The organism is Marinibaculum pumilum (assembly GCF_042646425.1).
In the GTDB taxonomy this organism is placed as follows: Bacteria; Pseudomonadota; Alphaproteobacteria; order Ferrovibrionales; family Ferrovibrionaceae; genus Marinibaculum; species Marinibaculum pumilum.
Map to the genome: position 1 here is coordinate 89,125 of NZ_JBHRTR010000048.1, position 22,628 is coordinate 111,752.

Annotated in this window: 21 protein-coding genes; 15 read left to right on the forward strand and 6 right to left on the reverse strand. The window is 72.8% G+C overall.

The window, feature by feature from the left end:
- From ACFOGJ_RS25430 to ACFOGJ_RS25485, 12 genes are all read left to right on the forward strand, one after another.
- Positions 1-2,864, forward strand: a 2,864-nt coding sequence (locus ACFOGJ_RS25430; RefSeq protein ID WP_379905948.1) for a 4Fe-4S dicluster domain-containing protein, incomplete at its 5' end; no start/stop codon positions are given.
- A gap of 2 nt (positions 2,865-2,866) precedes the next feature.
- On the forward strand, positions 2,867-4,237 hold the full coding sequence (gene nrfD / locus ACFOGJ_RS25435; protein ID WP_379905949.1) for an NrfD/PsrC family molybdoenzyme membrane anchor subunit: 1,371 nt from the start codon (positions 2,867-2,869) through the stop codon (positions 4,235-4,237).
- A gap of 5 nt (positions 4,238-4,242) precedes the next feature.
- Positions 4,243-4,746, forward strand: coding sequence for a DUF3341 domain-containing protein (locus ACFOGJ_RS25440; protein WP_379906234.1), 504 nt, complete (start codon positions 4,243-4,245; stop codon positions 4,744-4,746).
- Positions 4,743-5,285, forward strand: coding sequence for a c-type cytochrome (locus tag ACFOGJ_RS25445; RefSeq protein ID WP_379905951.1), 543 nt, complete (start codon positions 4,743-4,745; stop codon positions 5,283-5,285). The genes ACFOGJ_RS25440 and ACFOGJ_RS25445 overlap by 4 nt, the downstream gene beginning before the upstream one ends.
- Positions 5,282-6,229, forward strand: coding sequence for a hypothetical protein (locus ACFOGJ_RS25450; RefSeq protein WP_379905954.1), 948 nt, complete (start codon positions 5,282-5,284; stop codon positions 6,227-6,229). Before ACFOGJ_RS25445 ends, ACFOGJ_RS25450 begins: the two co-directional genes overlap by 4 nt.
- A gap of 44 nt (positions 6,230-6,273) precedes the next feature.
- Positions 6,274-6,582 carry a hypothetical protein gene (locus ACFOGJ_RS25455; RefSeq protein WP_379905956.1) on the forward strand — a complete coding sequence of 103 codons (309 nt, stop codon included), beginning with the start codon at positions 6,274-6,276 and terminating at the stop codon, positions 6,580-6,582.
- A complete protein-coding gene (locus ACFOGJ_RS25460; RefSeq protein ID WP_379905958.1) occupies positions 6,579-7,412 on the forward strand; it encodes an SCO family protein in 834 nt (277 codons plus the stop codon). Before ACFOGJ_RS25455 ends, ACFOGJ_RS25460 begins: the two co-directional genes overlap by 4 nt.
- Positions 7,405-8,364, forward strand: a complete 960-nt coding sequence (coxB, locus tag ACFOGJ_RS25465) for a cytochrome c oxidase subunit II (protein WP_379905960.1) — start codon at positions 7,405-7,407, stop codon at positions 8,362-8,364. The genes ACFOGJ_RS25460 and coxB overlap by 8 nt, the downstream gene beginning before the upstream one ends.
- On the forward strand, positions 8,361-9,977 hold the full coding sequence (locus ACFOGJ_RS25470) for a cytochrome c oxidase subunit I (RefSeq protein ID WP_379905962.1): 1,617 nt from the start codon (positions 8,361-8,363) through the stop codon (positions 9,975-9,977). Before coxB ends, ACFOGJ_RS25470 begins: the two co-directional genes overlap by 4 nt.
- Entirely contained in the window at positions 9,974-10,606 is a 633-nt protein-coding gene (locus tag ACFOGJ_RS25475) for a cytochrome c oxidase subunit 3 (protein ID WP_379905964.1), read from the forward strand. Before ACFOGJ_RS25470 ends, ACFOGJ_RS25475 begins: the two co-directional genes overlap by 4 nt.
- A complete protein-coding gene (locus tag ACFOGJ_RS25480; protein WP_379905966.1) occupies positions 10,603-10,914 on the forward strand; it encodes a cytochrome C oxidase subunit IV family protein in 312 nt (103 codons plus the stop codon). Before ACFOGJ_RS25475 ends, ACFOGJ_RS25480 begins: the two co-directional genes overlap by 4 nt.
- Positions 10,915-10,990: 76 nt before the next feature.
- The gene (locus ACFOGJ_RS25485; RefSeq protein WP_379905968.1) at positions 10,991-13,036 is read left to right on the forward strand and encodes an NAD(+) synthase; all 2,046 of its coding nucleotides are present in this window, start codon (positions 10,991-10,993) and stop codon (positions 13,034-13,036) included.
- Between the two features lie 28 nt (positions 13,037-13,064).
- Here ACFOGJ_RS25485 and ACFOGJ_RS25490 read toward each other — a convergent pair whose 3' ends face one another.
- Genes ACFOGJ_RS25490 through ACFOGJ_RS25500 form a run of 3 tightly spaced genes read right to left on the reverse strand, consistent with a single transcriptional unit; the run spans position 13,065 to position 16,515 of the window.
- Positions 13,065-13,973 carry a helix-turn-helix transcriptional regulator gene (locus ACFOGJ_RS25490; RefSeq protein WP_379905970.1) on the reverse strand — a complete coding sequence of 303 codons (909 nt, stop codon included), beginning with the start codon at positions 13,971-13,973 and terminating at the stop codon, positions 13,065-13,067.
- A gap of 2 nt (positions 13,974-13,975) precedes the next feature.
- Positions 13,976-16,060, reverse strand: coding sequence for a xanthine dehydrogenase family protein molybdopterin-binding subunit (locus ACFOGJ_RS25495; protein WP_379905973.1), 2,085 nt, complete (start codon positions 16,058-16,060; stop codon positions 13,976-13,978).
- On the reverse strand, positions 16,060-16,515 hold the full coding sequence (locus ACFOGJ_RS25500; protein WP_379905975.1) for a (2Fe-2S)-binding protein: 456 nt from the start codon (positions 16,513-16,515) through the stop codon (positions 16,060-16,062). The genes ACFOGJ_RS25495 and ACFOGJ_RS25500 overlap by 1 nt, the downstream gene beginning before the upstream one ends.
- Before the next feature lie 141 nt (positions 16,516-16,656).
- Here ACFOGJ_RS25500 and ACFOGJ_RS25505 point away from each other — a divergent pair, with 141 nt between their 5' ends.
- The 3 genes from ACFOGJ_RS25505 to sigJ are packed head-to-tail and all read left to right on the forward strand — an operon-like array spanning position 16,657 to position 18,519.
- Positions 16,657-17,043, forward strand: coding sequence for a hypothetical protein (locus ACFOGJ_RS25505; protein ID WP_379905977.1), 387 nt, complete (start codon positions 16,657-16,659; stop codon positions 17,041-17,043).
- Positions 17,040-17,585: a hypothetical protein gene (locus tag ACFOGJ_RS25510; RefSeq protein ID WP_379905978.1), complete on the forward strand. Its 546-nt coding sequence runs from the start codon at positions 17,040-17,042 to the stop codon at positions 17,583-17,585. The genes ACFOGJ_RS25505 and ACFOGJ_RS25510 overlap by 4 nt, the downstream gene beginning before the upstream one ends.
- Positions 17,578-18,519 (forward strand): RNA polymerase sigma factor SigJ, encoded by a 942-nt coding sequence (gene sigJ, locus ACFOGJ_RS25515; RefSeq protein WP_379905979.1) that lies wholly within the window; start codon positions 17,578-17,580, stop codon positions 18,517-18,519. The genes ACFOGJ_RS25510 and sigJ overlap by 8 nt, the downstream gene beginning before the upstream one ends.
- Here the strand turns inward: sigJ and ACFOGJ_RS25520 are convergent.
- Genes ACFOGJ_RS25520 through ACFOGJ_RS25530 form a run of 3 tightly spaced genes read right to left on the reverse strand, consistent with a single transcriptional unit; the run spans position 18,507 to position 22,514 of the window.
- Positions 18,507-18,878: a PRC-barrel domain-containing protein gene (locus tag ACFOGJ_RS25520; RefSeq protein WP_379905981.1), complete on the reverse strand. Its 372-nt coding sequence runs from the start codon at positions 18,876-18,878 to the stop codon at positions 18,507-18,509. The genes sigJ and ACFOGJ_RS25520 overlap by 13 nt on opposite strands.
- Before the next feature lie 58 nt (positions 18,879-18,936).
- On the reverse strand, positions 18,937-19,938 hold the full coding sequence (locus ACFOGJ_RS25525) for an ABC transporter permease (RefSeq protein WP_379905983.1): 1,002 nt from the start codon (positions 19,936-19,938) through the stop codon (positions 18,937-18,939).
- Between the two features lie 5 nt (positions 19,939-19,943).
- Positions 19,944-22,514: an ATP-binding cassette domain-containing protein gene (locus ACFOGJ_RS25530; protein WP_379905985.1), complete on the reverse strand. Its 2,571-nt coding sequence runs from the start codon at positions 22,512-22,514 to the stop codon at positions 19,944-19,946.
- Positions 22,515-22,628: the final 114 nt, after the last annotated feature.

Consider the following 22,628-nt stretch of genomic DNA (forward strand, 5'->3'; position numbering starts at 1 on the left):
CGCCGGAGGAGATCGTCCCCTATGCCGAGATGCCGGAAGGCGCGGTGCCCGGCCGGCCGCGTTTCTATGCCACGGCGCTCGCCCTGACCGACTATGCGACGCCTGCGGTGGTCGAGGCCCATCAGGGCAGGCCGACGAAGGTGGAGGGCAATGCCCGGCATCCGGCCAGCGGCGGTGCCAGCGACGCCTTCGCCCAGGCGGCCGTGCTGTCGCTCTACGATCCCGACCGGGCGCGGGCGCCGCTGCGCCGCGACGCGCCGGGCCAGGCGGGCGCGATCGCCTCCTGGGACCGGCTGCTGGGGGAGCTGCAGCAGCGGCGGCAGGACTGGGCGCGCGACGGTGGCGCCGGCCTGCGCCTGCTCACCCCGCCGGTCTGTTCGCCCACCCTGGCGGCGCAGATCGGTGCCCTGCTGGCGGCCTATCCGGCCGCGCGCTGGCATGCCTGGGCGCCGCTGAACGAGGACAATGCCCGGCGCGGCGCGATCCTGGCCTTCGGGCGGCCGCTGCAGCTGCTGCCCGACCTGGCGCGGGCGCGCGCGGTGCTGACCCTGGATGCCGATCCGCTGGGGCCCGGGCCCGCCCAGGCCATGCTGGCCCGCGGCTGGGCCGCCGCCCGCACGGCCCCCTGTACGGCCGGCGCCGCCGACCGGCCCTTTTCCCGCCTCTATGCCGTGGAGCCGGCGGTGAGCCTGACCGGCGCGGCCGCCGATCACCGCCTGGCGCTGCCGCCGGACGATCTCACCCTGTTCGCCGGGGCGCTGGCGCAGCGTCTCGGCAGCGGCAGGCATGGCGGCGATGACGATGCGGCGGCGGTGCGGCGCCTGCCGGCCGCCGCGCGGGCCTTCCTGGATGCCGTCGCAGCGGACCTGGCGGCGGCGGGCTCGGCCGCCCTGGTGCTGGCCGGTCCGGCGCAGCCGCCGGAAGTGCATGCCCTGGCCCTTGCCATCAACCGGTCGCTCGGTGCCCTGGGCCGCACCCTGTCGCTGCTGGAACCGGTGCAGGCGGGACCGCCGCTGCTGCAGCCGTCGCTCGCCGCCCTGGCCGACGACATGGCGCGGGGCGATGTGACGGACCTTGTCGTGCTTGGCGGCAACCCTGCCCATGACGCGCCGGCCGACCTGGACTTCGCCGCCCGCCTGTCGGCGCTGCCCTTCACCCTGCGGCTGTCCGTCTGGCCCGACGAGACGGCTTCCCTGTGCCGCTGGCATCTGCCCGAACATCACCCGCTGGAGACCTGGTCGGACGCGCGCAGCGTCGACGGCCGGGCGAGCCTGGTGCAGCCGCTGATCCGGCCGCTGTTCGACAGCCGCTCCGCGCACGAGGTGCTGGCGATGCTGCAGGGGGAGCCGGGGCGACAGGGCCATGCGATCCTGCAGGCGCATTGGCGGGACCGGCTCGCTGCCGGCGGGCGCGCCGATGCCGGCGCCTTCGACAGCTGGTGGAAAGCGGCGCTGCGCGACGGCGTGGTGCCGGGCAGTGCCGCGCCGCCGGTGGATCCGGAGAGCCTGCCTGCACCGCCGCCGGTGGCGCTGCCGCGGCCTGCGATGGCGGCCTCGGCCCGTCCCGGCCTGACCCTGCTGCTGCGGCCGGACCCCGCCCTGTGGGACGGCCGCTTTGCCGGCAATGCCTGGCTGCAGGAACTGCCGCAGCCCTTCACCAAGCTGGCCTGGGGCAATGCCCTGCAGCTGGCGCCGCAGGAGATGGCGGCGCGCGGCCTGGCGGAGGGCGACCTGGTGCGGCTGGCGCATGACGGCGCCGTGCTGGAACTGCCGGTCTCCGCCCTGCCCGGACTGGCGACCGGCACCGCCGTCTTGCATCTGGGCCATGGCCGCCGCCGGGCCGGCGCGGTGGGCTCCGGGCATGGCACCGATGCCTATCCGCTGCGCCGCAGCGGTGCCATGTGGCAGCTGGACGGCATCGCCCTGCGCCGCACCGGCGGCCGTGCCCGCCTGCCGCGGACGCAGAGCCATTTCGGGGAAGCCGGCCGCGACATCGTGCGCGAAATCGATCTGGCCGCCCTGGCCGGAGGGACTGCGGAGCCGCAGGCGGACCCGCCCAGCCTCTATGCCGCCCCGCCGGTGCCGCAGGGCCCGCAGGCCTGGGGCATGGCGGTCGACCAGGCCGCCTGCATCGGCTGCAACGCCTGCGTGATCGCCTGCCAGGCGGAGAACAATGTGCCGGTGGTCGGGCCGGAGGAGATGGAGGCGGGGCGCGACATGCACTGGCTCCGGATCGACACCTATTTCGCAGCCGACACTGCGTCGGGGTCGGGGGCGGCCCGTGCGCGGTTCCAGCCGGTGCCCTGCATGCATTGCGAAAAGGCGCCCTGCGAGCCGGTCTGCCCGGTGGCGGCATCGGTGCATGACCGGTCGGGCCTGAACGCCCAGGTCTACAACCGCTGCATCGGTACCCGCGACTGCCAGTCGACCTGCCCCTACCAGGTGCGGCGCTTCAACTTCCGGGACTATGCCGGCGCGGATGCCTACGCCAATCTGGGCGATCCGCTCTATCGCCTGCAGCGCAATCCGGACGTCAGCGTGCGCAGCCGCGGCGTGATGGAGAAATGCACCTACTGCGTGCAGCGCATCGCCGGCGCCCGCCAGGATGCCGAGGCGTCGGGCCGGCCGATGCGCGACGGCGACGTCGTGACCGCCTGCCAGGCAGCCTGCCCGACCCGCGCGATCGCCTTCGGCGACCTGAACGACGACGGGGCGGAGGTGGTGCGCCGCAAGGCGCAGCCGCGCAACTACGCGCTGCTGGGGCATCTGGGGGTCCGGCCGCGGACGACCTATCTGGCGCGGCTGCGCAATCCCCACCCCGATCTGTCCGGTGGAGCGGGGGATGCGGAAGGCGGTGCGGAGTGAGCATGGCCGCGCCCCTGCTGCGGCTGCCCGAGGACCTGCCGGCGGCGCAGCGGCTGTCCTGGCTGACCGCTACGGTCGCCGGGCCGGTGCTGCGGCGGCCGCTGGGCGCTGGCTGGTGGCTGGCGCTGGCGGCCGCCGGCGCCGGCACGCTGGTCATGTTCGGCGCCATCCTCTGGCTGCTGCTGCACGGCACCGGTGTCTGGGGGCTGAACAGCGCCAACATCTGGGGCTTTGCGGTCGCCAACTATGTCTGGTGGATCGGCATCGGCAATGCGGGGACCCTGATCTCCTGCCTGCTGCTGCTGACCCGGCAGCACTGGCGGGCGGCGATCAACCGCTATGCGGAGACGATGACCCTGGTCGCCGCGGCGATCGCCGGCCTGTTCCCGATCCTGCATCTGGGCCGGCCCTGGCTGTTCTACTGGCTCCTGCCCTATCCGAACACCATGGACCTCTGGCCGCAATGGCGCAGCGCCCTGGTCTGGGACCTGTTCGCCATCGCCGGCTACCTGATCTTTTCCCTGCTGTTCTGGTATGCCGGGCTGATCCCGGACCTGGCCGCCCTGCGCGACCGGGCGCAGGGCCGCTTCGGCCGCCGCGCCTACGGTCTGCTGGCGCTGGGCTGGCGGGGCGCGGCGCGGCACTGGCAGGCGCATCACAGCTTCTACGGCGCGATGGCGGCGCTGGGCGTGCCGCTGGTGATCTCCGTCCACAGCGTGGTGGGGCTGGACTTCGCCATCGGCATCGCGCCGGGCTGGAACGAATCCCTGTTCCCGCCCTATTTCGTGGTCGGGGCGATGTATTCGGGCTTTGCCATGGTCGCCACCCTGGCGGTGCCGGTGCGCCATTTCCTGGGCCTGCAGGCGCTGATCACCCGCCGCCACTTCGATGCCATCGGCAGGATCCTGCTGCTCGGCAGCCTGGTGATGGCGGCATCCTACGCCACCGAATGGTTCATCGGCTGGTATGGCGGCGACCCGGCCGCGCGGACCCTGCTGCATTACCGCCTGGCCGGCGATGCGGCGCCGATGTACTGGGCGATGCTGGCCTGCAATGTCGGGCTGGCACAGGCGCTGTGGTGGCCGCGCCTGCGCCGCAGCCCGGCGGTCCTGTTCGTCCTGGCGGCCGGCATCAATGTCGGCATGTGGCTGGAACGCGTGCTGATCGTCACCGACAGCCTGTCGCGCAGCCACCTGCCGTCGCAATGGCGCAGCTTCAGCGCCACCATCTGGGACTGGGCGCTGCTGGGCGGCAGCCTCTGCCTGTTCGCCTTCCTGTTCCTGCTGCTGCTGCGCTTCCTGCCCGCCGTCTCCATGCACGAGACCCGCAGCCTGCTGCCGCCGGCGGATCCGGCGGAGCGGAGGCGGCCGTGACAGTGATGCTGGAATTCGCCGCGGCGCCGGCGCTGTTGCAGGCAATACCCCGCCTGCGCACGGCGGGCCACAGGCCGCTGGAAGCCTTTACGCCCTGCCCGGTGCCGGAACTGGCGGCCGCGCTGGAGCATCCGCCGTCCCGGGTCCGCCCGGTGATGCTGGCCGCCGCGCTGGCCGGCGCCGTCATCGCCTTCGGCACCCAGACCTGGAGCGCGGTGGTCGACCTGCCGCTCAACGCCGGCGGCCGCCCGCTCTTTTCCTGGCCGGCCTTCCTGCCAGTGACCTTCGAACTGGCGGTGCTGTTCGCCGCGATCGCCGGCTTCCTGGCCTTCCTGGCGGCCTGCGGCCTGCCGCGGCTGCACCATCCGCTGTTCGACCTGCCGGCCATGGGCCGGGCGAGCGCGGACCGCTTTCTGCTGGCGGTGGAGCCGGCGGCCGGGGAGGGGGCCGCACTGCGCCGCCTGGCCGCGGAAGCCGGTGCCATCGCGGTGCATGAGGTGCCGGCGTGAGGGGGGCGTCGCTGCCGCCGGCGCTGCTGCTGCCGACGCTGCTGCTGCCGGCGCTGCTGCTGGTGGCCGCGTGCCGCGATGACGGCCTGGCCCGGCAGCCCAAGGCTACCGCCTACGAGGCGGCGGAGGCCCTGCCCCGGCAGGCGGCGGCGCAACCGCCGCCCGCCCATACGGTCGCCCGGCCGGCCCCCGCCGGGCTGCGGCCGGCATCGCCTGCCGCCGCGCCGCGATCCGGCGCCGAGCTGCTGGCCCGCGGCCGGGAGCGTTTCGCGATCTTCTGCCTGCCCTGCCACGGCGCCGATGGCGGTGGCGGCGGCGAGGTCGTGCGCCGCGGCTTCCCGGCGCCGCCCAGCCTGCACAGCGCGCGGCTGCGTGCGGCGCCGGCGGCGCATATCCTGCGCGTCATCGCGGAAGGGCAGGGCGCCATGTATCCCTATGGCGCAAGGGTGCCGCCGGCCGACCGGCGCGCGATCCTGGCCTATATCCGCGCCCTGCAGCTTGCCGGTCCGGCAGCCGCAGGCGGGGAGGAGGCGCGATGAACGCCCTTGCCCCCGCCTGGCTCGCCGCCTGGTGCCTGCTGGCCGCCGTGCCGGCGGGCGCGACGGCCCTGCTGCTGCTCCATGCCCTGACCGGCGGGCGCTGGGGCGATGCGCTGGCAGAGGCCCTGCGGCCCGCCGCACGGGCCATGCCGCTGGTGGCGCTGCTGTTCCTGCCGCTGCTGTTCGATCTGGCAGCGCTCTATCCCTGGGCGGCCGGGGAGGCGCGGCCCGACCTGCCGCCCGATGTGGCCGCCGCCTGGCTGAACCCTGCCGGCTTCACGCTCCGTGCCGTTGCCATCCTGCTGCTGTGGAGCCTGCTGGGCTGGCTGGCGGCATCGCCGCGCCTGCGGCCGGCACTGGCAGCCCCCGCGCTGGCCGTCCATTCGGTCGCCGCCTGCATCGCCGGCTTCGACTGGCTGATGAGCCGCGACCCGGACTTCCATGCCACCGCCTTCGGCGCCGCCTTCGCGGTGTCGCAGCTTCTGGCCGCGCTTGCCTGGTGCGCCTTTGCCGCCGCGCCGAAGCTGCGGCCGGACGAGCGGTCCGACCTGGGGAAGCTGCTGCTCGGCGTCCTGGCCGGTTTCGCCTATCTCTGGTTCATGATCTTCCTGGTGGCCTGGTCCGGCAACCTGCCGGCGAAGGCGGCCTGGTTCCTCGCCCGCATCGAGGGGCCCTGGCTCGGCATCCTGCTGGCGCTGCTGGCGGGCGGCCTGCTGCTGCCGCTGGGCCTGCTGTTCACGGATGCGGGCCGGCGTGCGGCCGGCGCCCTGCGCCCGGCCGGTGTGCTGGTGCTGGCGGGGCTCGGCCTGCTGCAGCTCTGGCTGGTGCGGCCGGAGCCGGCGATCGCCGCGCTGCCATGGCTCGTCCTGCCCCTCGCCGCGTTCTGTGCCGTGGCCATGATCCGGCAGCGGCTTGGGCGGGCGCCGGCGCGGGGGGCGGTATGAGCGGGCACTGGCAGGACAGAGCGGACGCATGGCCCGAGCCCGAGGTGGCATCGCGGCCCGTCCTGTGGCTCGCGCTCGGCGTCCTGCTGCTGCTGGCCGGCAGCCTTGCGGTGACGGCGGCGGTCTTCGAACTCTCGCCCACCGGTACCGGCCCCGACAGGATCGCGCCGCTGCCGGACCTGCCGCTGCGGGGCGTGGACCTGCAGGCGCAGCCGGCGCCGCCGGCCGCCGCACCGCCGCCGCCCGCGCTGCGGCGTGCGATGGCTGCGGTGGCGGCACGGCCGCAGCCGCTCGCCCCGCTGACACCGGCAGAGATGGAGCGCTTCCGCGGCGGCGGGGAGGCCGGGAGATGAGCCGCCGGCTGCGCATGGCTGTCCTGCCGCCGGCCGCCCTGCTGGCGCTCTGCCTCTGCCTCGCCGCACCGGCGACCGCCGGATTGACCCGGGCGGAGCTGGACGATGTTGGCGTGACCCTGCCGCCCCAGGCGCGGCTGCCGCTGGCGGCGCCGTTCCGCGATGCGCAGGGGCAGGCCCTGACCCTGGGCGAAGCCGCCGGCGGCCGGCCGGTGGCGCTGTTCCCGGTCGACTATGGCTGCCGCATGGTCTGCGGCGTCGCGCTGCAGGCGCTGGCCGGGCTGGTCGCCGAGCTGCCGCCGGAAGCGGCGCGCGGCTGGCGCCTGCTGGTGGTCGGCCTGGACCCGGCCGACGGCCCGCAGGAGGCCGCCGCGGCCCGCACCCGGTTCCTGGCCGACCTGCCCGCCGTGGCGCCGGAGCTGCGCTTCCTGACCGGCGATGCGGCGGCGATCGGCGCGGTGACCGGCGCGGTCGGCTATCGCTATGCCTATGACGCGGAACGTGGCGAATTCGCGCATCCGGTAGCCATGGCGCTGGCCGGCCGCGACGGCCGGCTGGCCCGGGTGCTCTCGCCGCTGGCGGCGCGGGGAACGGACCTGCGCCTAGCGCTTCAGGAATCCGGCCGCGCGCCGGACGGCCTGGTCCAGGCGGTGCGCGCGCTGTGCTATCGCTTCGACCCGGCGACCGGCCGCTATACCGTGCTGGTTGACCGGGTGATGACCGGCCTGGCGCTGCTCAGCGCCGGGCTGCTGGCAGCCGGCGTGCTGTGGCTGCTGAGGCGGGAGCGCCGGCGGCGGCGCGACGGCGCGACGGAGGCCGGCCATGGCTGACCTGGCGCTGGTGCCGGAGACCGCCTCCGCCGCCGCGGCGCGCACCGACCTGCTGTTCCTGGTGCTGCTGGCCTTCTCCGCCGCGATCACCCTGCTGGTGGCGGTGCTGATCACCCTGTTCGCGATCCGCTATCGCGCCGGGACGCAGCGCGACCGCGGCCCGCTGCCGGGGCCGCTGCGGCGGGAGGTGGAGCTGGGCTGGACCCTGGCGACCCTGTTCCTGGCGGTGATCATCTTCGTCTGGGCGGTGGTGCAGGACCTGGGCTATCTGCGCCCGCCGGCGGAGGCGCTGGAGATCGACGTGCTGGCCAAGCAGTGGATGTGGCGGGTGCGCCACCCGGCCGGCCCGCGGGAGATCAACCGCCTGCACCTGCCGCGCGGGCGCGACGTCGTGCTGCGCATGAATTCCAGCGACGTGATCCATTCCTTCTATCTGCCCGCCTTCCGGGTGAAGCAGGACGTGGTGCCGGGCCGCACCACAAGCCTCTGGTTCCGGCCGGAGAAGACCGGCCGCTTCCGCCTGTTCTGCGCCGAGTATTGCGGCACCGACCACAGCCGCATGACCGGCGAGGTGGTGGTGATGGAGCCGGAGGACTATGCCCGCTGGCTCGATGCCCGGCCGGCGGGCGACGGGCTGGCCGCCCGGGGGGAGGCGTTGTTCACGGGATTGGGCTGCGCGGGCTGCCACCTGTCGGACAGCGGCCGCCGGGCACCGGTCCTGGCGGGGCTGGCCGGGCGGCCGGTGCTGCTGGCCGACGGCAGCCGGGTGATCGCGGACCGGCGCTACCTGATGGACGCGATCCTGCGGCCGCGGCAGGAGGTGGCGGCCGGCTACGCGCCGGTCATGCCGGGCTATGACGGCATCCTGTCGGAGGGCGAGCTGGCGGCGCTGATCGCCTATCTGCAGCGCCTGGACGGCCCGGAAGCGGTGCAGGCGGGAGACGGGGAATGAGCGGCGCGGACGGCACGGCGAGCTACCTGACGGCGGGCACCAGCCTGCGCTCCTGGCTGCTGACCCGGGACCATAAGCGGATCGCGCTTCTGTACATGGTCACCCTGACCTTCTTCTTCCTGCTGGGCGGGGTCTCCGCGGGGCTGGTGCGGCTGGAACTGGTGACCCCGGACGGCGATCTGATGAGCGCCGACGGCTACAACCAGGCCTTTACCCTGCACGGCATCGTCATGGTCTGGTTCTTCCTGGTGCCGCTGATCCCGGCCTCCCTGGGCAATTTCCTGCTGCCGCTGATGATCGGTGCGCGGGACCTGGCCTTTCCGCGCCTCAACCTGCTCAGCTGGTACCTGAATGTCGGCGCCGGCCTGCTGGTGGTCTATGCGCTGGTGGCTGGCGGGGTCGATACCGGCTGGACCTTCTACACGCCGTTCTCGACGGTCTATTCCAACAGCCATGTCTTCCTGGCCGCGGCCGCCGTCTTCGTCGCCGGCTTTTCAACCATCGCCACGGCGCTGAACTTCGTCGTCACCATCCACCTGCTGCGCGCGCCGGGCCTGACCTGGTTCCGCCTGCCGCTGTTCGTCTGGGCGCTCTACGCCACCAGCCTGATGATGCTGCTGGCGACCCCGGTCCTGGCGATGGTGCTGGTGCTGATCGTCGTGGAGCGGGTGCTGGGGGTCCCGGTCTTCGACCCGGCGCAGGGCGGCGACCCGCTGCTGTTCCAGCACCTGTTCTGGTTCTACTCCCACCCGGCGGTCTACATCATGATCCTGCCGGCGATGGGGGTGGTGACGGAGCTGATCACCTGCTTCGCGCGGCGGCGGGTGTTCGGCTACCGCTTCATGGTCTATGCCCTGCTGGGCATCGCCGCGGTCGGCTTCCTGGTCTGGGGCCACCACATGTTCACCTCCGGCCAGTCCGCCTATGCCAGCGTGGTCTTCTCGCTGCTGTCCTTCCTGGTCGCGGTGCCCTCGGCGATCAAGGTGTTCAACTGGACCGCCACCTTCTATCGCGGCACGATCCGCCTGACCTCGGGCATGCTCTACGGCCTGGGCTTCGTCGGGCTGTTCACCATGGGCGGCCTGACCGGGCTGTTCCTGGCGGCGATCCCGGTCGACATCCATGTCCACGACACCGCCTTCATCGTCGCGCATTTCCACTACATCATGGTCGGCGCGGTGGTGACCGCCTTCTATGGCGGGCTGCATTTCTGGTGGCCGAAAATCACCGGCCGCCTCTATCCGGAGGGCTGGGCGCGGTTCGCCGCGATCCTGATGTTCTTTGGCTTCAACCTGACCTTCTTCCCGCAGTTCATCCTCGGCTATCTGGGCATGCCGCGGCGCTACCACAGCTATCCGGCGGACTTCCAGGTCTGGCATGTCCTGTCCTCCGCCGGCAGCGTGGTGCTGGCGGCGGCCTATCTGCTGCCGATGGCCTATCTGGCCTGGTCGCTGGTGCGGGGCCGGCGGGCAGGTGCCAATCCCTGGGACGCGACCGGGCTGGAATGGCGCACCGCCTCGCCGCCGCCGGTGCACAACTTCGCTGAGACGCCGATCGTCGACGGGCCGCCCTATGCCTACCATCCGCCGACCGACGGGCAGGGGCCGACATGACGCAGCGCAGCCTGCCGGCCGACCATTTCCCCTCCCTGCCGCGCCAGCGGCTGGCGGGCGAGCTGGGGATGTGGATCTTCCTGGCCACCGAGATCCTGTTCTTCGGCGGCCTGTTCGCTGGCTACATGGTCTACCGCCTGCAATACCCGGAGGCGGTGCTGGCGGCGGCCCGCCATACCGACGTCCTGCTGGGCACCGTCAACACCTTCATCCTGCTGACCTCCAGCCTGCTGGTGGCGTTGGCGGTCACCTGCCAGGCGCGACCGACCCTGCGGCTCAGCCGGCTGTTCCTGGGCGGCGCGATCGTCCTGGGCATCGCCTTCATGGCGGTGAAGGCGCGCGAATATCAGATCGACCTGAAGGAGGGGCTGACCGCCTGGCCGGGCTCCAGCCTGCCGCCCGGGCCGCAGCGCCTGTTCTTTGCCTTCTACTGGGTGATGACGGGTGTGCATGCGCTGCACGTGATCATCGGCATCTTCCTGCTGGGCTATATGCTGCGCGACCTCCGGGCGCGGCCGCGCCTGATGCGCGCCACCGGCCGGCTGGAAGTGGCGGGCTTGTACTGGCATTTCGTCGATGCAATCTGGATCTTCCTCTACCCGCTGCTCTACCTGGTGGGGCGGGCATGAACAGCGGCACGGAAGACAAGACGCTCGGGCGCCGGATCCGGCTGGAGGTCGGCGTCTGGCTGGCGCTGATCGTCCTGCTGGCGGCGACCCTGGGCCTGGCCTATCTGCCCCTGGGGGCGGGCCATGCGGCGCTGGCGATCGGCATCTCCAGCGCCAAGCTGCTGCTGGTCGCGGCCTTCTACATGCATCTGCGCAGCGCCCGGCCGCTGGTCCGCCTCGCCGCCCTGGCGGGGCTGGTCTTCCTCGCCGTGATGTTCGCGCTGACCCTGGCGGACGTGCTGTTCCGGCTGCCGCCGGCGTGGCCATGACGGCGCCTGCTGCGCTATCTTTCCGGCCCCGTCCGCAGCCGCGGCCCCCATTCCTGGCGAGCGTCCAGTCCGAACCATGAGCTTCCGATCCCTCTACCGGCACGGTTTCGCCCGGGTCGCCGCCGGCACCATCGCCGTCAGCCTCGCCGACCCGGAGGCCAATGCCGCCGCGATCCTGCGCAGCCTGCAGGACTGCCACGCCCGCGGCGTGGCGGTGGCGGTGTTCCCGGAACTGTCGCTGTCGGCCTATTCGATCGAGGACCTGCTGCTGCAGGACCCGCTGCTGGACGCGGTGGAGACGGCGCTGGCCGGCCTGGCGGAGGCCAGCCGCGAGCTGCTGCCGCTGGTCTTCGTCGGCGCGCCGCTGCGCCACGGCGCGCGGCTCTACAACTGCGCGGTGGCGCTGCATCGCGGCCATATCCTGGGGGTGGCGCCGAAGCTCTACCTGCCGAACTACCGCGAATTCTACGAACATCGCCATTTCGCCGCCGGCCATGCGCCGGAAGCCGACACGATCCGCCTCTGCGGCCGGGAGGTGCCCTTCGGACCCGACCTGCTGTTCGCGGCCGAGGACCTGCCCGGGCTGATTGTGCATGCTGAGATCTGCGAGGATTTCTGGGTGCCGGTGCCGCCGTCCAGCACCGCCGCCCTGGCCGGCGCCACGGTGCTGGTGAACCTGTCGGCCAGCAACATCACCATCGGCAAGGCAGAGGAACGGCGTCTGCTGTGCAGTTCGCAATCGGCGCGCTGCCTGGCGGCCTATCTCTATTCCGCCGCCGGCACCGGCGAATCCACCACCGACCTGGCCTGGGACGGCCAGTGCGAGATCTTCGAATGCGGCCGCGCCCTGGCGGCGACGGAGCGCTTCCCGGATACCGGCAGCCTGGCGGTCGCCGATATCGACCTGGACCTCTTGCGCCAGGAGCGGGCGCGGATGGGTTCCTTCGACGACAATCGCCGGGTCCTCGGCCTGGACGGCGGCGATTTCCGCCGCATCGGCTTCCGCCTCGACCCGCCGCAGGACGATCTGGGCCTGGCGCGCGAGGTCAGCCGCTATCCCTTCGTGCCCGCGGACGCCGACCGGCTCGCCCAGGACTGCTACGAGGCCTACAACATCCAGGTCGCCGGCCTGATGCAGCGGCTGCGCGCGACGGGCATGAAGAAGATCGTGATCGGCGTCTCCGGCGGGCTGGACAGCACGCAGGCGCTGATCGTCGCCGCCCGCGCGTTCGACCGGCTGGGCCTGCCGCGCGCCAACATCCTCGCCTATACCATGCCGGGCTTCGCCACCAGCGACCACACGAAGGGCAATGCGCATCGCCTGATGGCGGCGCTGCAGGTAACGGCGGCGGAGCTGGACATCCGCCCGGCCGCCCGCCAGATGCTGGCCGATATGGGCCATCCCTTCTCCGGCGGCGAGCCGGTCTACGACACCACCTTCGAGAACGTGCAGGCCGGCCTGCGCACCGACTACCTGTTCCGGCTGGCCAACCATAGCGGCGGGCTGGTACTGGGCACCGGCGACCTGTCGGAGCTGGCGCTGGGCTGGTGCACCTATGGCGTTGGCGACCAGATGTCCCACTACAACGTCAATGCCGGGGTGCCGAAGACCCTGATCCAGCACCTGATCCGCTGGGTGATCGCCGCCCGCCAGCTGGAACGCGAGGCCGATCCGGTGCTGGAATCGATCCTGTCGACGGAGATCACGCCGGAGCTGGTGCCGGTGGGGGAGGGCGAGACGCCGCAGAGCACCGAGGCGAAGATCGGCCCCTACGACCTGCAGGACTTCACCCTGTACCATGTCCTGCGCTACGGCTTCCGGCCGTCGAAGATCGCCTTCCTGGCCTGGCATGCCTGGCGCGACGCGGCCGAGGGCGCCTGGCCGCCGCACTACCCGGCGGAGCGCCGCCGCCAGTTCGAGCTGGCGGAGATCCGCCACTGGCTGCAGGTCTTCCTGCAGCGCTATTTCGGCTTCAGCCAGTTCAAGCGCTCCGCTTTGCCGAACGGCCCGAAGGTCAGCGCCGGCGGCGCCCTGTCGCCGCGCGGCGACTGGCGCGCGCCATCGGACGGCAATGCGCGGATCTGGCTGGAGGAACTGGAGCGCGAGGTGCCGGAGAAGTAGGACCGGCGTGCCGTCCGCCGCGCCGGTGCTACGCCCGCACCTCGTCGCGATAGGCCTGCGGGGTCAGGGCGGTGAAGCGCTTGAACGACCGGCCGAAATGGGCCTGGTCGGCAAAGCCGCAGAGGAAGCCGATTTCCGCCAGGCTGTGCCCGGACCCGGCCAGAAGTTCGGCGCTGGCCTCCATCCGCGCCTCCGTCACGACCTGGGCGGCGCTGGTGCCGCGGGCCTGCAGGTGCCGCTGCAGGCTGCGCGGGCTGCGCCCTGTCTGCGCCGCCAGCTCGGCCAGCCGCCAGTGCCGGGCGGTGTCGGCCAGCACCGCCTGGCGCAGGGTTTCGACCAGCGCGCCGGCCCCGATCCGCCCCGCCGGGAAGGCCAGGGGGCGGTCGGGCGCCGGATCGAAGGCCAGGACGCAGCTGTCGAAGGGCGCCGCCCCGTCCGGTATGGTCCAGCGCCCGCCGCTGCGGCGCGGTCCGTCCGCCGCTTCGGCCCGCATCTCCACCCCTTCCGCGCCGGTCATTTCCGCCAGCACCGCCAGGAGGCCCAGGACCAGCAGGCTTTCCGCCGGATGTGGCGGCTGTCCGCGCATTGCCCGGTGCTGCAGATGCAGCCTGCCGGGGCCCTCCGCGCTCCAGCGCACCTGGTGGCGGGAATGGCCGTAGCGTTCCAGGCGGCTCCAGCGGCGCAGCAGGTCCGCCGGGTCGCTGGCCATCGCCAGGGCGCGGTGCAGCGGCTCGCGCGGCAGGTGCGGTGCCGCCTCGCCGATGCGCAGGATCGCCAGCGGGCCATGCGCGGCGAGCAGGGCATCCAGCGCTGTTCGCTTGGCCGCCAGCGGCACCCGCGCCGCGGCAGGCGCGGGCGGCAGCGGCGCCTGCAGGCCCTGCCTCGTGATGCCGGCACGGATCAGCCGCATCATCGCGGCGGAGGCGAAATCCTCCATCCTCAGGCCAGCGCGAAATCGGCGGGGACGAGCGGGAAGCGCCGCGGGCGGATGCCGGTGGCCGCCCGCACCGCATTGGCGATCGCGCCGGGGGCGGCCACGATCGCCGTCTCGCCCGCGCCGGCGGGCGGTGCGTCGCTTTCCACCAGCTCCACCGCGATCGGCGGCATGTCGCTCATCCGCGGGATCGGCGCGTCGGCGAAGCTCGCCGCCGTCACCGCGCCGTATTCGATCGGCAGGTCGTCCATCAGCACCATCGACAGCCCCCATGCCAGGTTGCCCTCCACCTGGGCGCGCACCTGGTCGGGGTTGATGATCGCCCCGCAATCGTGGACGCACCAGAGGCGGGTCACCTGCACGGTGCCGTCGGGGGCGACCGCGACCTCCGCGGCGGCGGCGGCATGGCTCAGGCCCTTGTAGGTGCCGCAGGCCAGGCCGCGGCCGGTGCGGAAGCCGGGGCGCCGGGCGGCCGGTGCCGGCCAGTCCGCCACCTCGCCCAGCCGCCGCAGCACCGCCGCCAGGCGCGGCTCAGCGACAAGGGCCAGGCGGAAGGCCAGCGGGTCGGCACCGGCGGCGAGCGCCGCCGCGTCGATGGCGGATTCCACCGCCAGGCCGTTTGGCCCCGCGGCCAGTCCCCGCCAGGGGCCGGTGAAGACCGGCAGGCGGACCAGGTCGTAGCCGATGTCGCGGCGGGCGATCCGGTAGGGCGGCTCCGCCCCGCGCGCGACCCCGCCATCGCCGACGAAGGTATCGGTCAGGGCCTGCAGCCAGGGCGGCACGGCGGCGTTGGTGAACAGGATATGGCTGCTGACCAGGCGGTGCTGCCAGTCCGACAGGCGGGGGGCGGCGGGCCGGTCCGCGTCGACCCGCAGCCGCAGCCGGTGGCTGACCGGCGGGCGGTGGAAGCCCTGGGCATATTCCTGCGCCCGGGTCCAGCGCACCTTCACCGGACGGCCGGCCGCCTGCGCCAGCGCCGCAGCCTCCGCCTCCACGGTGCAGATGGTGCGGGCACCGAAGGCGCCGCCGGCGCGGGTGGCATGCACGGTGACCCTGTCCTCCGCCAGCCCCAGGCCGCGGGCCAGCACGTCGCGGACATAGAACGCGTCCTGGGTGCCGGTCCAGACCGCCATGCCACCGTCGGACGGCACGGCAAGCGCAGCGCGCGGTTCGATCCCGCCATGGGCCGCCACCGGCAGGTCCAGACGCAGGTCGACATCCCAGGGCCGGTCGCCGGCAATGCTGTCGTCGGCCAGGCTGTGGGCCGCGCCGGCATCCGTCCGGTCGATGTCGATCACCGCGCCGATCTCCGGCGGCGCCGCCGCGTCGACCGCCCATTCGGGATCGAGGGCGGCGGCGATGCGGTCCAGCGCGCCCGGCGTCTCGGCGACGATGCCCAGGCCCTGGCTGGCGCCGAGTCGGAACATGTCGGATTCCACGACGGCGACGAAGCCGGGGAAGGCGCGGGCTGCCTGCAGGTTCCAGGCGGCCGGCCGGGACCCCGTCTCCGGCGAGGCTGCGGCGCGGAGCACCCGGCCATGCGCCATGCCCGGCGCCGTCATGTCGGCGGCGAACAGCGGCCGCCCGGCGACGATGTCGCGCAGCCTGTCCGGTTCCGGGCTGCGGCCGACGAAACGGCGGCCGCGGAAGGCGCGCAGGTCCGCCCGCGGCCGGACCTCCGGCAGCAGCTCGCCCGGCGGCGCGCCGCGGGCCAGGGCGTCGCGCAGGGTGGCGCAGGCCTGGGCCAGGGGCTCGGCGAAGTCGCGCACGGACTCGCTGCCGACGGTGGCGCGCACCCGTGCAATCGCATCGGTGTCCTGCGCCACGACCGCGACCTCGTCCCAGCCCGCGCCCAGTTCTTCGCAGGCGACCTGTTTCAGCGCGGTGCCGATGTTCTGGCCGATTTCCGCCCGCGGCAGGCGCAGGGTGTAGCGGCCGTCGCGATGACCGATCCAGCCCAGGGCGGTTTCCGCGTCCGGATCTGGGCGCTGCGGGAAGACCGGCACCAGGTCGCAGCCGGACAGCAGCGGGGCGGTCATGCCGAAGGCGACGGCGATCCCGCCGGTCGCAAGGAAGCGGCGGCGGTCCATCAGGCGCCCTCCGCCGCGCGGCGGATCGCCCTGCGGATCCGGCCATAGGTGCCGCAGCGGCAGAGATTGCCGTCCATTGCCGCGTCGATCTCGGTCTCCGTCGGCTGCGGCGTCTCGCGCAGCAGCGCCGCGGCGGACATGATCTGGCCGGCCTGGCAATAGCCGCATTGCGGCACCGCCTCGGCGATCCAGGCCCGTTGCAGCGGGTGGTCCGCGTCCGGGCCGCCCAGCCCCTCCAGTGTGACGATGTCGTCGCCTGTCGCCTCGGCGACAGGGGTGATGCAGCTGCGCACCGCGCGGCCGTCCTGCAGCACGGTGCAGGCGCCGCAGAGCCCGACGCCGCAGCCATATTTCGCGGCGGTCAGTTGGAGATGGTCGCGCAGCACGTCCAGCAGGCTCTCCGCCTGCCAGGCGGGCGGGATCTGGTGGCGGGTTCCGTTGACGCGGAGGTGCATTTCTCTCTCCCGGGGGTGTGGCGCCTTCCCGGAGAATGGCGATGCCGGGGCACGGCTTATTGAACAATCGCGCCAGAAAAATGCGGCCCGGATGTCACAGCGGGCGCCCCTGCCTCGTCTCGATGGCAGGAGGTGACCGATATGCGACTGCTTGCCCTGATCCTTGCCCTCTATCACGGTGCCAACGGCGCCCTGATGCTGGCCCTGCCGGGCCCCTGGTACCGGCTGACCCCCGGCGCCGCGGAGAGCGGGCCGATGAATGCGCATTTCGTCCGCGACATCGGCCTGGGCTTCCTGGCCGCCGCCCTTGCCCTGGCCCTGTTCGCGCGGGCCCCGCGTGCCGCGATCGTCTGGCCTGCGGCCCTGTTCCTGGGCGGCCATGCCGGGCTGCACCTGGCGGAGATGGCGCTGCACGGCACGGTTCCGGCGGCGGTTCTGCGCGACCTTGCGCTGATCGTGCTGCCCGGCCTGGCGCCGCTCTGGCTTCTCGCGCGGCCTGCTGCCGGCCTGGCGGAGGGACGGTCGTGATCGGCGCCGTGCTGCGGGCGGGCCTCGACCGCTTCGAGCGCCGCTGGAACTACGATGCCGGCTATATGCGCCGGATCCTGGCGGCGGACCGGCGGGCGGGGCTGAAGCTCGCCCTGGCGACCGGTTTCATGAACCACGATTTCGGGCTGCCGGCGGAGGTCGCCTTCGCCGCCCGGCTGCGCAGCACCCGCGCCGCCGATTGCGGTCCCTGCCTGCGGCTGGGTCTGGCGATGGCCGCCGCAGCCGGCGTGCCAGCAGCGCTGCTGCGCCCGGCGTTGCAGGATGGCGCGCCGCCCCCGGACGACCGGTCGGACATCGCGCTGGCGATCGGCTACACCGATGCGGTGCTGGCCGGCAGCGCCGATGCCCCGGGGTTTGCGGCGGAGGCGGCGGCACGCTTCGGGCCGCGCGGCCAGGCGGGGCTTGCGGTGGCGGTGCTGGCGGGCCAGACCTTCCCGCTGCTGAAGCGCGGCATGGGGGAGGCCGCGTCCTGCGCCCCGGTGCTGCGGGAACTCGCCGCGATGGAGGATGCCGATGCCTGAAACCGAGGATGACGAGGACCGGCTCGCGGCATTCCTGGCACAGCGGCCGCGGCTGGTGCGGCTGGCGTATCGCCATCTGGGCATGCTGTCGGAGGCGGAGGATGTGGTGCAGGACGCCTGGCTGCGGTTCAGCCGGGCGGCGGAGGTGCAGGATGCGGCCAGGCTGCTGTCCACCATCGTCACCCGGCTCTGCCTGGACCGGATGAAGTCGGCGCAGGTGCGGCGGGAGGTCTATGTCGGGCCCTGGCTGCCGGAACCGGCGGTGGGGGAGGCGGTGGACCCGGCAGGCGACCGGGTGCTCGACATCTCCTATGCGGTGATGCGGGTGCTGGAGCGGCTGAGCCCGGCGGAGCGCGCCGCCTATTTCCTGCACGACCTGTGGGAGATGCCGTTCGAGGAGGTGGCCGCGGTGCTGGAGCGCTCGCCGGCCGCCTGCCGCAAGCTCGCCTCCCGCGCCCGCGCAAACCTGGCGGAGGCGCGCGCCCGCTTCCAGCCTTCGGGCGCGCAGGTGGAACGGATGGCGGCCCTGTTCCGCGCGGCGTCGGAGGCGGGCGACCCGGCGATCCTGCAGGCCGCGCTGGCGGAGGAGGTGGAACTGCTGAGCGATGGCGGCGGCAAGGTGCCGGCGGCGCTCAACATCCTGCACGGCGCGGCGAATGTCAGCCGCTTCCTGCTGGCGGTGGCCGGGGAAAAGATCCGGACCGGGATCTACCGCTTCGAGGCCGCGGTGATCAACGATGCCGCCGCGGTGGTGGTCCATGCCGGCGACCGAGTGGAGCAGACCATGTCCTTCGACCTGGACGGCGAGGGGCGGGTGCGCGCGATCTACATCGTGCGCAACCCGGACAAGCTGGCCCGTCTCGCCGGCGGGACGGAGGGGGTGGCCGGCGGCGAGACGGGCGTCGCCCAGGGCATGCCAGGTCAGATCCAGTAGGGAGTGACGCCGTAGTGCCGGTGGATCGCGTCCTCGTAGCCGCGGTCGTCCAGGCGGTGCTCCTCGTGACGCGCGATCACCGGCGCGTCGTGCAACTGTTCCTTGGACAGATGCACGACATAGCCGTCCTTCCGCGGATCGTAGTGCAGCACCTCCCAGGGCAGGGGATGGTATTTCTCGCCGATGCCCAGGAAGCCGCCGAACGACATCACGGCATAGGCCACCTTGCCTGTCGTCTTGTTCACCATCAGCGAATCAACGCTGCCGAGCTCGTCGCCCTCGGCGTTGTAGACGGAGGTTCCCTCCACCTTGTGGCTGGAGATCAGGGTCGGGCTCTCGTCCGTTTCAAGGACCGCCATCGGATTTCTCCTCGCTCTGCCGCGGCCACCATGGCCGGGACAGCGGGGAAACCGCGGCCTACCGCTTGCGGTTCCAGCGGTACGGCAGGCGGAATTCGGCCAGCGCCATGCCCAGCGCGATGGCCAGGCCGTGGATCACGTACTGGACCGCGGTCGACAGGCCGAGCATCTTCAGCATCTGTCCGAGATGGGTCAGGAACAGCGCGGCACCGGCCACCGCGACCATCGAGCCGATGCCGCCGGAGATCGCCGTGCCGGCCAGCACCGCCGCCGCAATCGGCGCCAGCAGGTAGGCATTGCCGACATCCAGGGTCGGATTGCGGATGAAGGCGGAGAGCAGCAGACCGGCAATGCCGTAGAGCAGGGCGGCGGCGGCATAGGCGGAGACCTGCAGCGCCGGCACGTTCAGCCCGGCGATCCAGGCGGCGCGCGGATTGGCGCCCATCGCACCGAAGCGGCGGCCCAGCGCCGTCTTGCGCAGGACGATGGTGGCGATGACGATCAGCGCAGCGGCCATCCAGACCGAGACGTTCAGGCCCAGCAGGCGCGAGCCGCCCCATTCCGCCAGCAGCGGTGGCACCCGGGCCTCCTGCGCGATGCCCTGGCGGTACCAAAGGGTCGCGCCGGCGGTGATCGCACCGACCGCCAGGGTGACGATCAGCGCGTTGAGGCGGAACAGCGCCACCAGGATGCCGTTCACCAGGCCGACCGCCAGCGCAAAGCCCAGGGCCAGCAGGAGCGCCGGCAGCAGCGCCGCGTCCTGCCCGCCGGACACGCCCAGCAGGACCGTACTGGAGAGGGTGATGACGGCGGGGATCGACAGGTCGATGCCGCGCGACATCAGCACCAGGGTCTCGCCCATCGTGGCGATCGCCAGGAAGGCGGCGAAAGGGATGATCGGCAGGATCGAGCCCGGCAGCAGGCTGCGCGGCACGATCGCGGCGCTGAGGGCGAGGAGCGCCAGCAGCGCCAGCCAGATCGCGGCGAAGCGCATCGGCGGCACCGGGATCGACCAGCCTGTGCCGCCGGAGGCGATGCCGGCACCGTCTTTCGCCGCCACGCCCCTCATGACGGCACCCGGGCGCTGCCGGCCGCACCGGCGAAGGCGGCGCGCAGCCGCCGCAGCAGCCAGCCGACCGGCTCCCAGCCGGAATAGACCAGCACCGCGAACAGGGTCAGCCCGCCGCTGGCGATGATTCCGACCGCGGTGTTCAGACCCAGCAGCGGGATGATGTTCACTGTCAGGGTGAAGAACAGGGCGCCCAGCAGCGCGCCGAGGAACGAGCCGCGGCCGCCGGTCAGTGCCGCGCCGCCCAGCACCGCGGCGGCGATGCTGGTCAGGGTATAGGTGGCGCCCACCGTGGGATGGCCGACGCCGACCTCCGACGACAGGAACAGGCCGGCCAGCGCCGCCAGCAGGCCGGACAGCAGGTAGGCGCGGATATGCACCCGGTCGGTGCGCACGCCGTTGCGCTTCGCCGCCTCCTCGCGGAAGCCGGTGGCGCGCAGCCGCAGCCCGCTGCCGGAGCGGTAGAGCCACCAGTCGCCGGCGATCGCGATCGCCACCAGCAGGAAGAAGGAGAGCGGCACGAAGCCGGCCCGCGCCTTCAGGAGGTCGAGGAATTCCAGGCTGACCACCCCGGCCGGGGTCGGCCGCAGGTAGAGCGCGATGCCCTGCAGGATGGAGAGCATGGCGATGGTGGTGATCACCGAGTTGATGCCCAGCCGGCGCACCACAAGGCCGTTGACGGCGCCGACCAGAAGGCCGGCCGCCAGGCAGAGGATGAAGCCCAGCACCAGCAGCGACGGCCCCATCTGGTAGGCGATCAGAAAGGAGGCGAGCACCACCGTCATGCTCATCAGCGAGCCGACGGAGATGTCGAAGCCGCCGACCATCAGCACGTTGAACTGCGCCATGGTCACCAGCGCCAGCGGCGCCGCCGCCAGCAGGATGTGGCGGAAGTTCAGGGTGGTCAGGAAGGCTTCCGACTGGGTCGCCGCATAGCCGCCGACGATCAGCAGCAGCAGCGCCAGGAACAGGAGCGGCGTCCACCAGCGTGACGTCAGGCCGCCGCCCAGCAGGCCCGCGAGGAAGCCCGGCCGGGCGGCCCGGTCGGCCGTCTCGCCGCGCACCCGGGTGGAGGTGAGGAAGGCGGCGACGATGTTCTCCTCCGTCACCTCGTCGCCGGCCAGTTCCCGGATCACATGGCCGCGGGAGAAGACCAGAACCCGGTCGCAGATGCCCGCCAGTTCCAGCGCGTCGGAGGAATTGACGACGAAGCTGGCGCCGGCCTCTGCCTTGCCCCGGATCGCCTGGTAGATGTCGAAGCGGGCATTGGCGTCGACCCCTTGCGTCGGCTCGTCGATCAGCACCACCGGTGCGCCCTGCAGGAAGCTGCGGCCCAGCACCGCCTTCTGCTGGTTGCCGCCCGAGAGGCCGCCGATCGGCTGCTCCAGCCCGGCGGTGACGATGCCCAGCTCCGCAACCATCGCCGCGGCGTCGGCCCGCTCCCGCCGGGCGGAGACCAGGCCGCCGCCGGCATAGCGGCCGAGCACCTGCAGGGTCATGTTCTCCCGCACGCCCAGGGCGGGAAAGATCGATTCCTGCGCGCGGTCGGCGCTGAGCATCGTGATGCCGCCGGCCATCGCCCGGCGCGGCGCACCGCAGGGGATCGACCGGCCATGGCAGGCGATCCGGCCCTGCGCCTCCAGGAAGCCGCCCAGCGCTCGCAGCGCCTGGCGCTGGCCATTGCCTTCCGCGCCGGCGAAACCCAGCACCTCGCCGGCCCGCACCTGGAACGACAGGTCGCTGAACTGCGCGCCCTGCAGGTCCTGCACGTCGAGGACGACCGGCGCGGTGGTGGCCCGCGCGCCGAGCTTGGCGGGATATTCGGATTCCACCAGCCGGCCGACCATCAGCGCGATCAGCTGCGCCTCCGACAGCTCCGGCCCGACCGGATAGGTGCCGCGACCGACCCCGTCGCGCAGGATGGTGACCCGGTCGGCGAGGTCCAGGATCTCCGGCAGGCGGTGGCTGACATAGACGATGGCCGTGCCGGCCGCCTGTGCCTGGCGGATGATCGCCGTCAGCTTCTCCACATCCGGCAGGTCCAGGGTGGAGGTCGGCTCGTCGAGCAACAGCACTTTCGGCGCCGCCGTCAGGGCCTTCACGATCTCCAGGAACTGGCGCTGCGACGGCGTCAGGCTGCCGACGATTGCCTGCGGTGCCAGGTCCAGGTCGTAGCGGTCGAGCTGCGCTGCCGCCCAGGCGGCCATGCCGGTGACCGGCGGCGCGTCCTGCCCGGCGCCGGTGGGAACGCCGAGATAGAGATTTTCCGCCACCGTCAGCTCGCGTACCAGGGAATCGTCCTGGTAGACGGTGGCCAGGCCCAGGCGGCGCGCCTGCATCGGGTCGGCGGCGGTCAGGGGTGCGCCCATGATCTCCACCCGGCCCTCGTCGGCGGCGACCGCACCGGCGGCGATCTTCAGGAGGGTGCTCTTGCCGGAGCCGTTCTCGCCCAGCACGGCATGCACCTCGCCGGGGAGGCAGTCGAAGCTCATCCCGGCCAGCGCCTGCACGCCGGGATAGCGCTTGGAGATGCCGGAGAGGCGGAGGGAGGCATGTTCAGGGGTCATGAGGCTGCCGGTCGTAGATGGCTGCTGAAGGTCAGCCGTTTCAGTCATCCCGGGCTTGACCCGGGATCCATTCCGCCAGCCGTGCCGGGGGGCTGGCGGAATGGGTGCTCGGGT

Bases quoted from the DNA above. Each gene is read 5' to 3' on its own strand.
- ACFOGJ_RS25500 (WP_379905975.1), bottom strand. From the start codon at position 16,515: ATGCACCTCCGCGTCAACGGAACCCGCCACCAGATCCCGCCCGCCTGG.
- ACFOGJ_RS25520 (WP_379905981.1), bottom strand. From the start codon at position 18,878: ATGGCGGTCCTTGAAACGGACGAGAGCCCGACCCTGATCTCCAGCCAC.
- ACFOGJ_RS25475 (WP_379905964.1), top strand. From the start codon at position 9,974: ATGACGCAGCGCAGCCTGCCGGCCGACCATTTCCCCTCCCTGCCGCGC.
- ACFOGJ_RS25505 (WP_379905977.1), top strand. From the start codon at position 16,657: ATGCGACTGCTTGCCCTGATCCTTGCCCTCTATCACGGTGCCAACGGC.
- ACFOGJ_RS25470 (WP_379905962.1), top strand. From the start codon at position 8,361: ATGAGCGGCGCGGACGGCACGGCGAGCTACCTGACGGCGGGCACCAGC.
- nrfD (WP_379905949.1), top strand. From the start codon at position 2,867: ATGGCCGCGCCCCTGCTGCGGCTGCCCGAGGACCTGCCGGCGGCGCAG.
- ACFOGJ_RS25530 (WP_379905985.1), bottom strand. From the start codon at position 22,514: ATGACCCCTGAACATGCCTCCCTCCGCCTCTCCGGCATCTCCAAGCGC.
- ACFOGJ_RS25485 (WP_379905968.1), top strand. From the start codon at position 10,991: ATGAGCTTCCGATCCCTCTACCGGCACGGTTTCGCCCGGGTCGCCGCC.
- ACFOGJ_RS25480 (WP_379905966.1), top strand. From the start codon at position 10,603: ATGAACAGCGGCACGGAAGACAAGACGCTCGGGCGCCGGATCCGGCTG.
- ACFOGJ_RS25495 (WP_379905973.1), bottom strand. From the start codon at position 16,060: ATGGACCGCCGCCGCTTCCTTGCGACCGGCGGGATCGCCGTCGCCTTC.
- sigJ (WP_379905979.1), top strand. From the start codon at position 17,578: ATGCCTGAAACCGAGGATGACGAGGACCGGCTCGCGGCATTCCTGGCA.
- ACFOGJ_RS25450 (WP_379905954.1), top strand. From the start codon at position 5,282: ATGAACGCCCTTGCCCCCGCCTGGCTCGCCGCCTGGTGCCTGCTGGCC.
- ACFOGJ_RS25490 (WP_379905970.1), bottom strand. From the start codon at position 13,973: ATGGAGGATTTCGCCTCCGCCGCGATGATGCGGCTGATCCGTGCCGGC.
- ACFOGJ_RS25440 (WP_379906234.1), top strand. From the start codon at position 4,243: ATGCTGGAATTCGCCGCGGCGCCGGCGCTGTTGCAGGCAATACCCCGC.
- ACFOGJ_RS25460 (WP_379905958.1), top strand. From the start codon at position 6,579: ATGAGCCGCCGGCTGCGCATGGCTGTCCTGCCGCCGGCCGCCCTGCTG.
- coxB (WP_379905960.1), top strand. From the start codon at position 7,405: ATGGCTGACCTGGCGCTGGTGCCGGAGACCGCCTCCGCCGCCGCGGCG.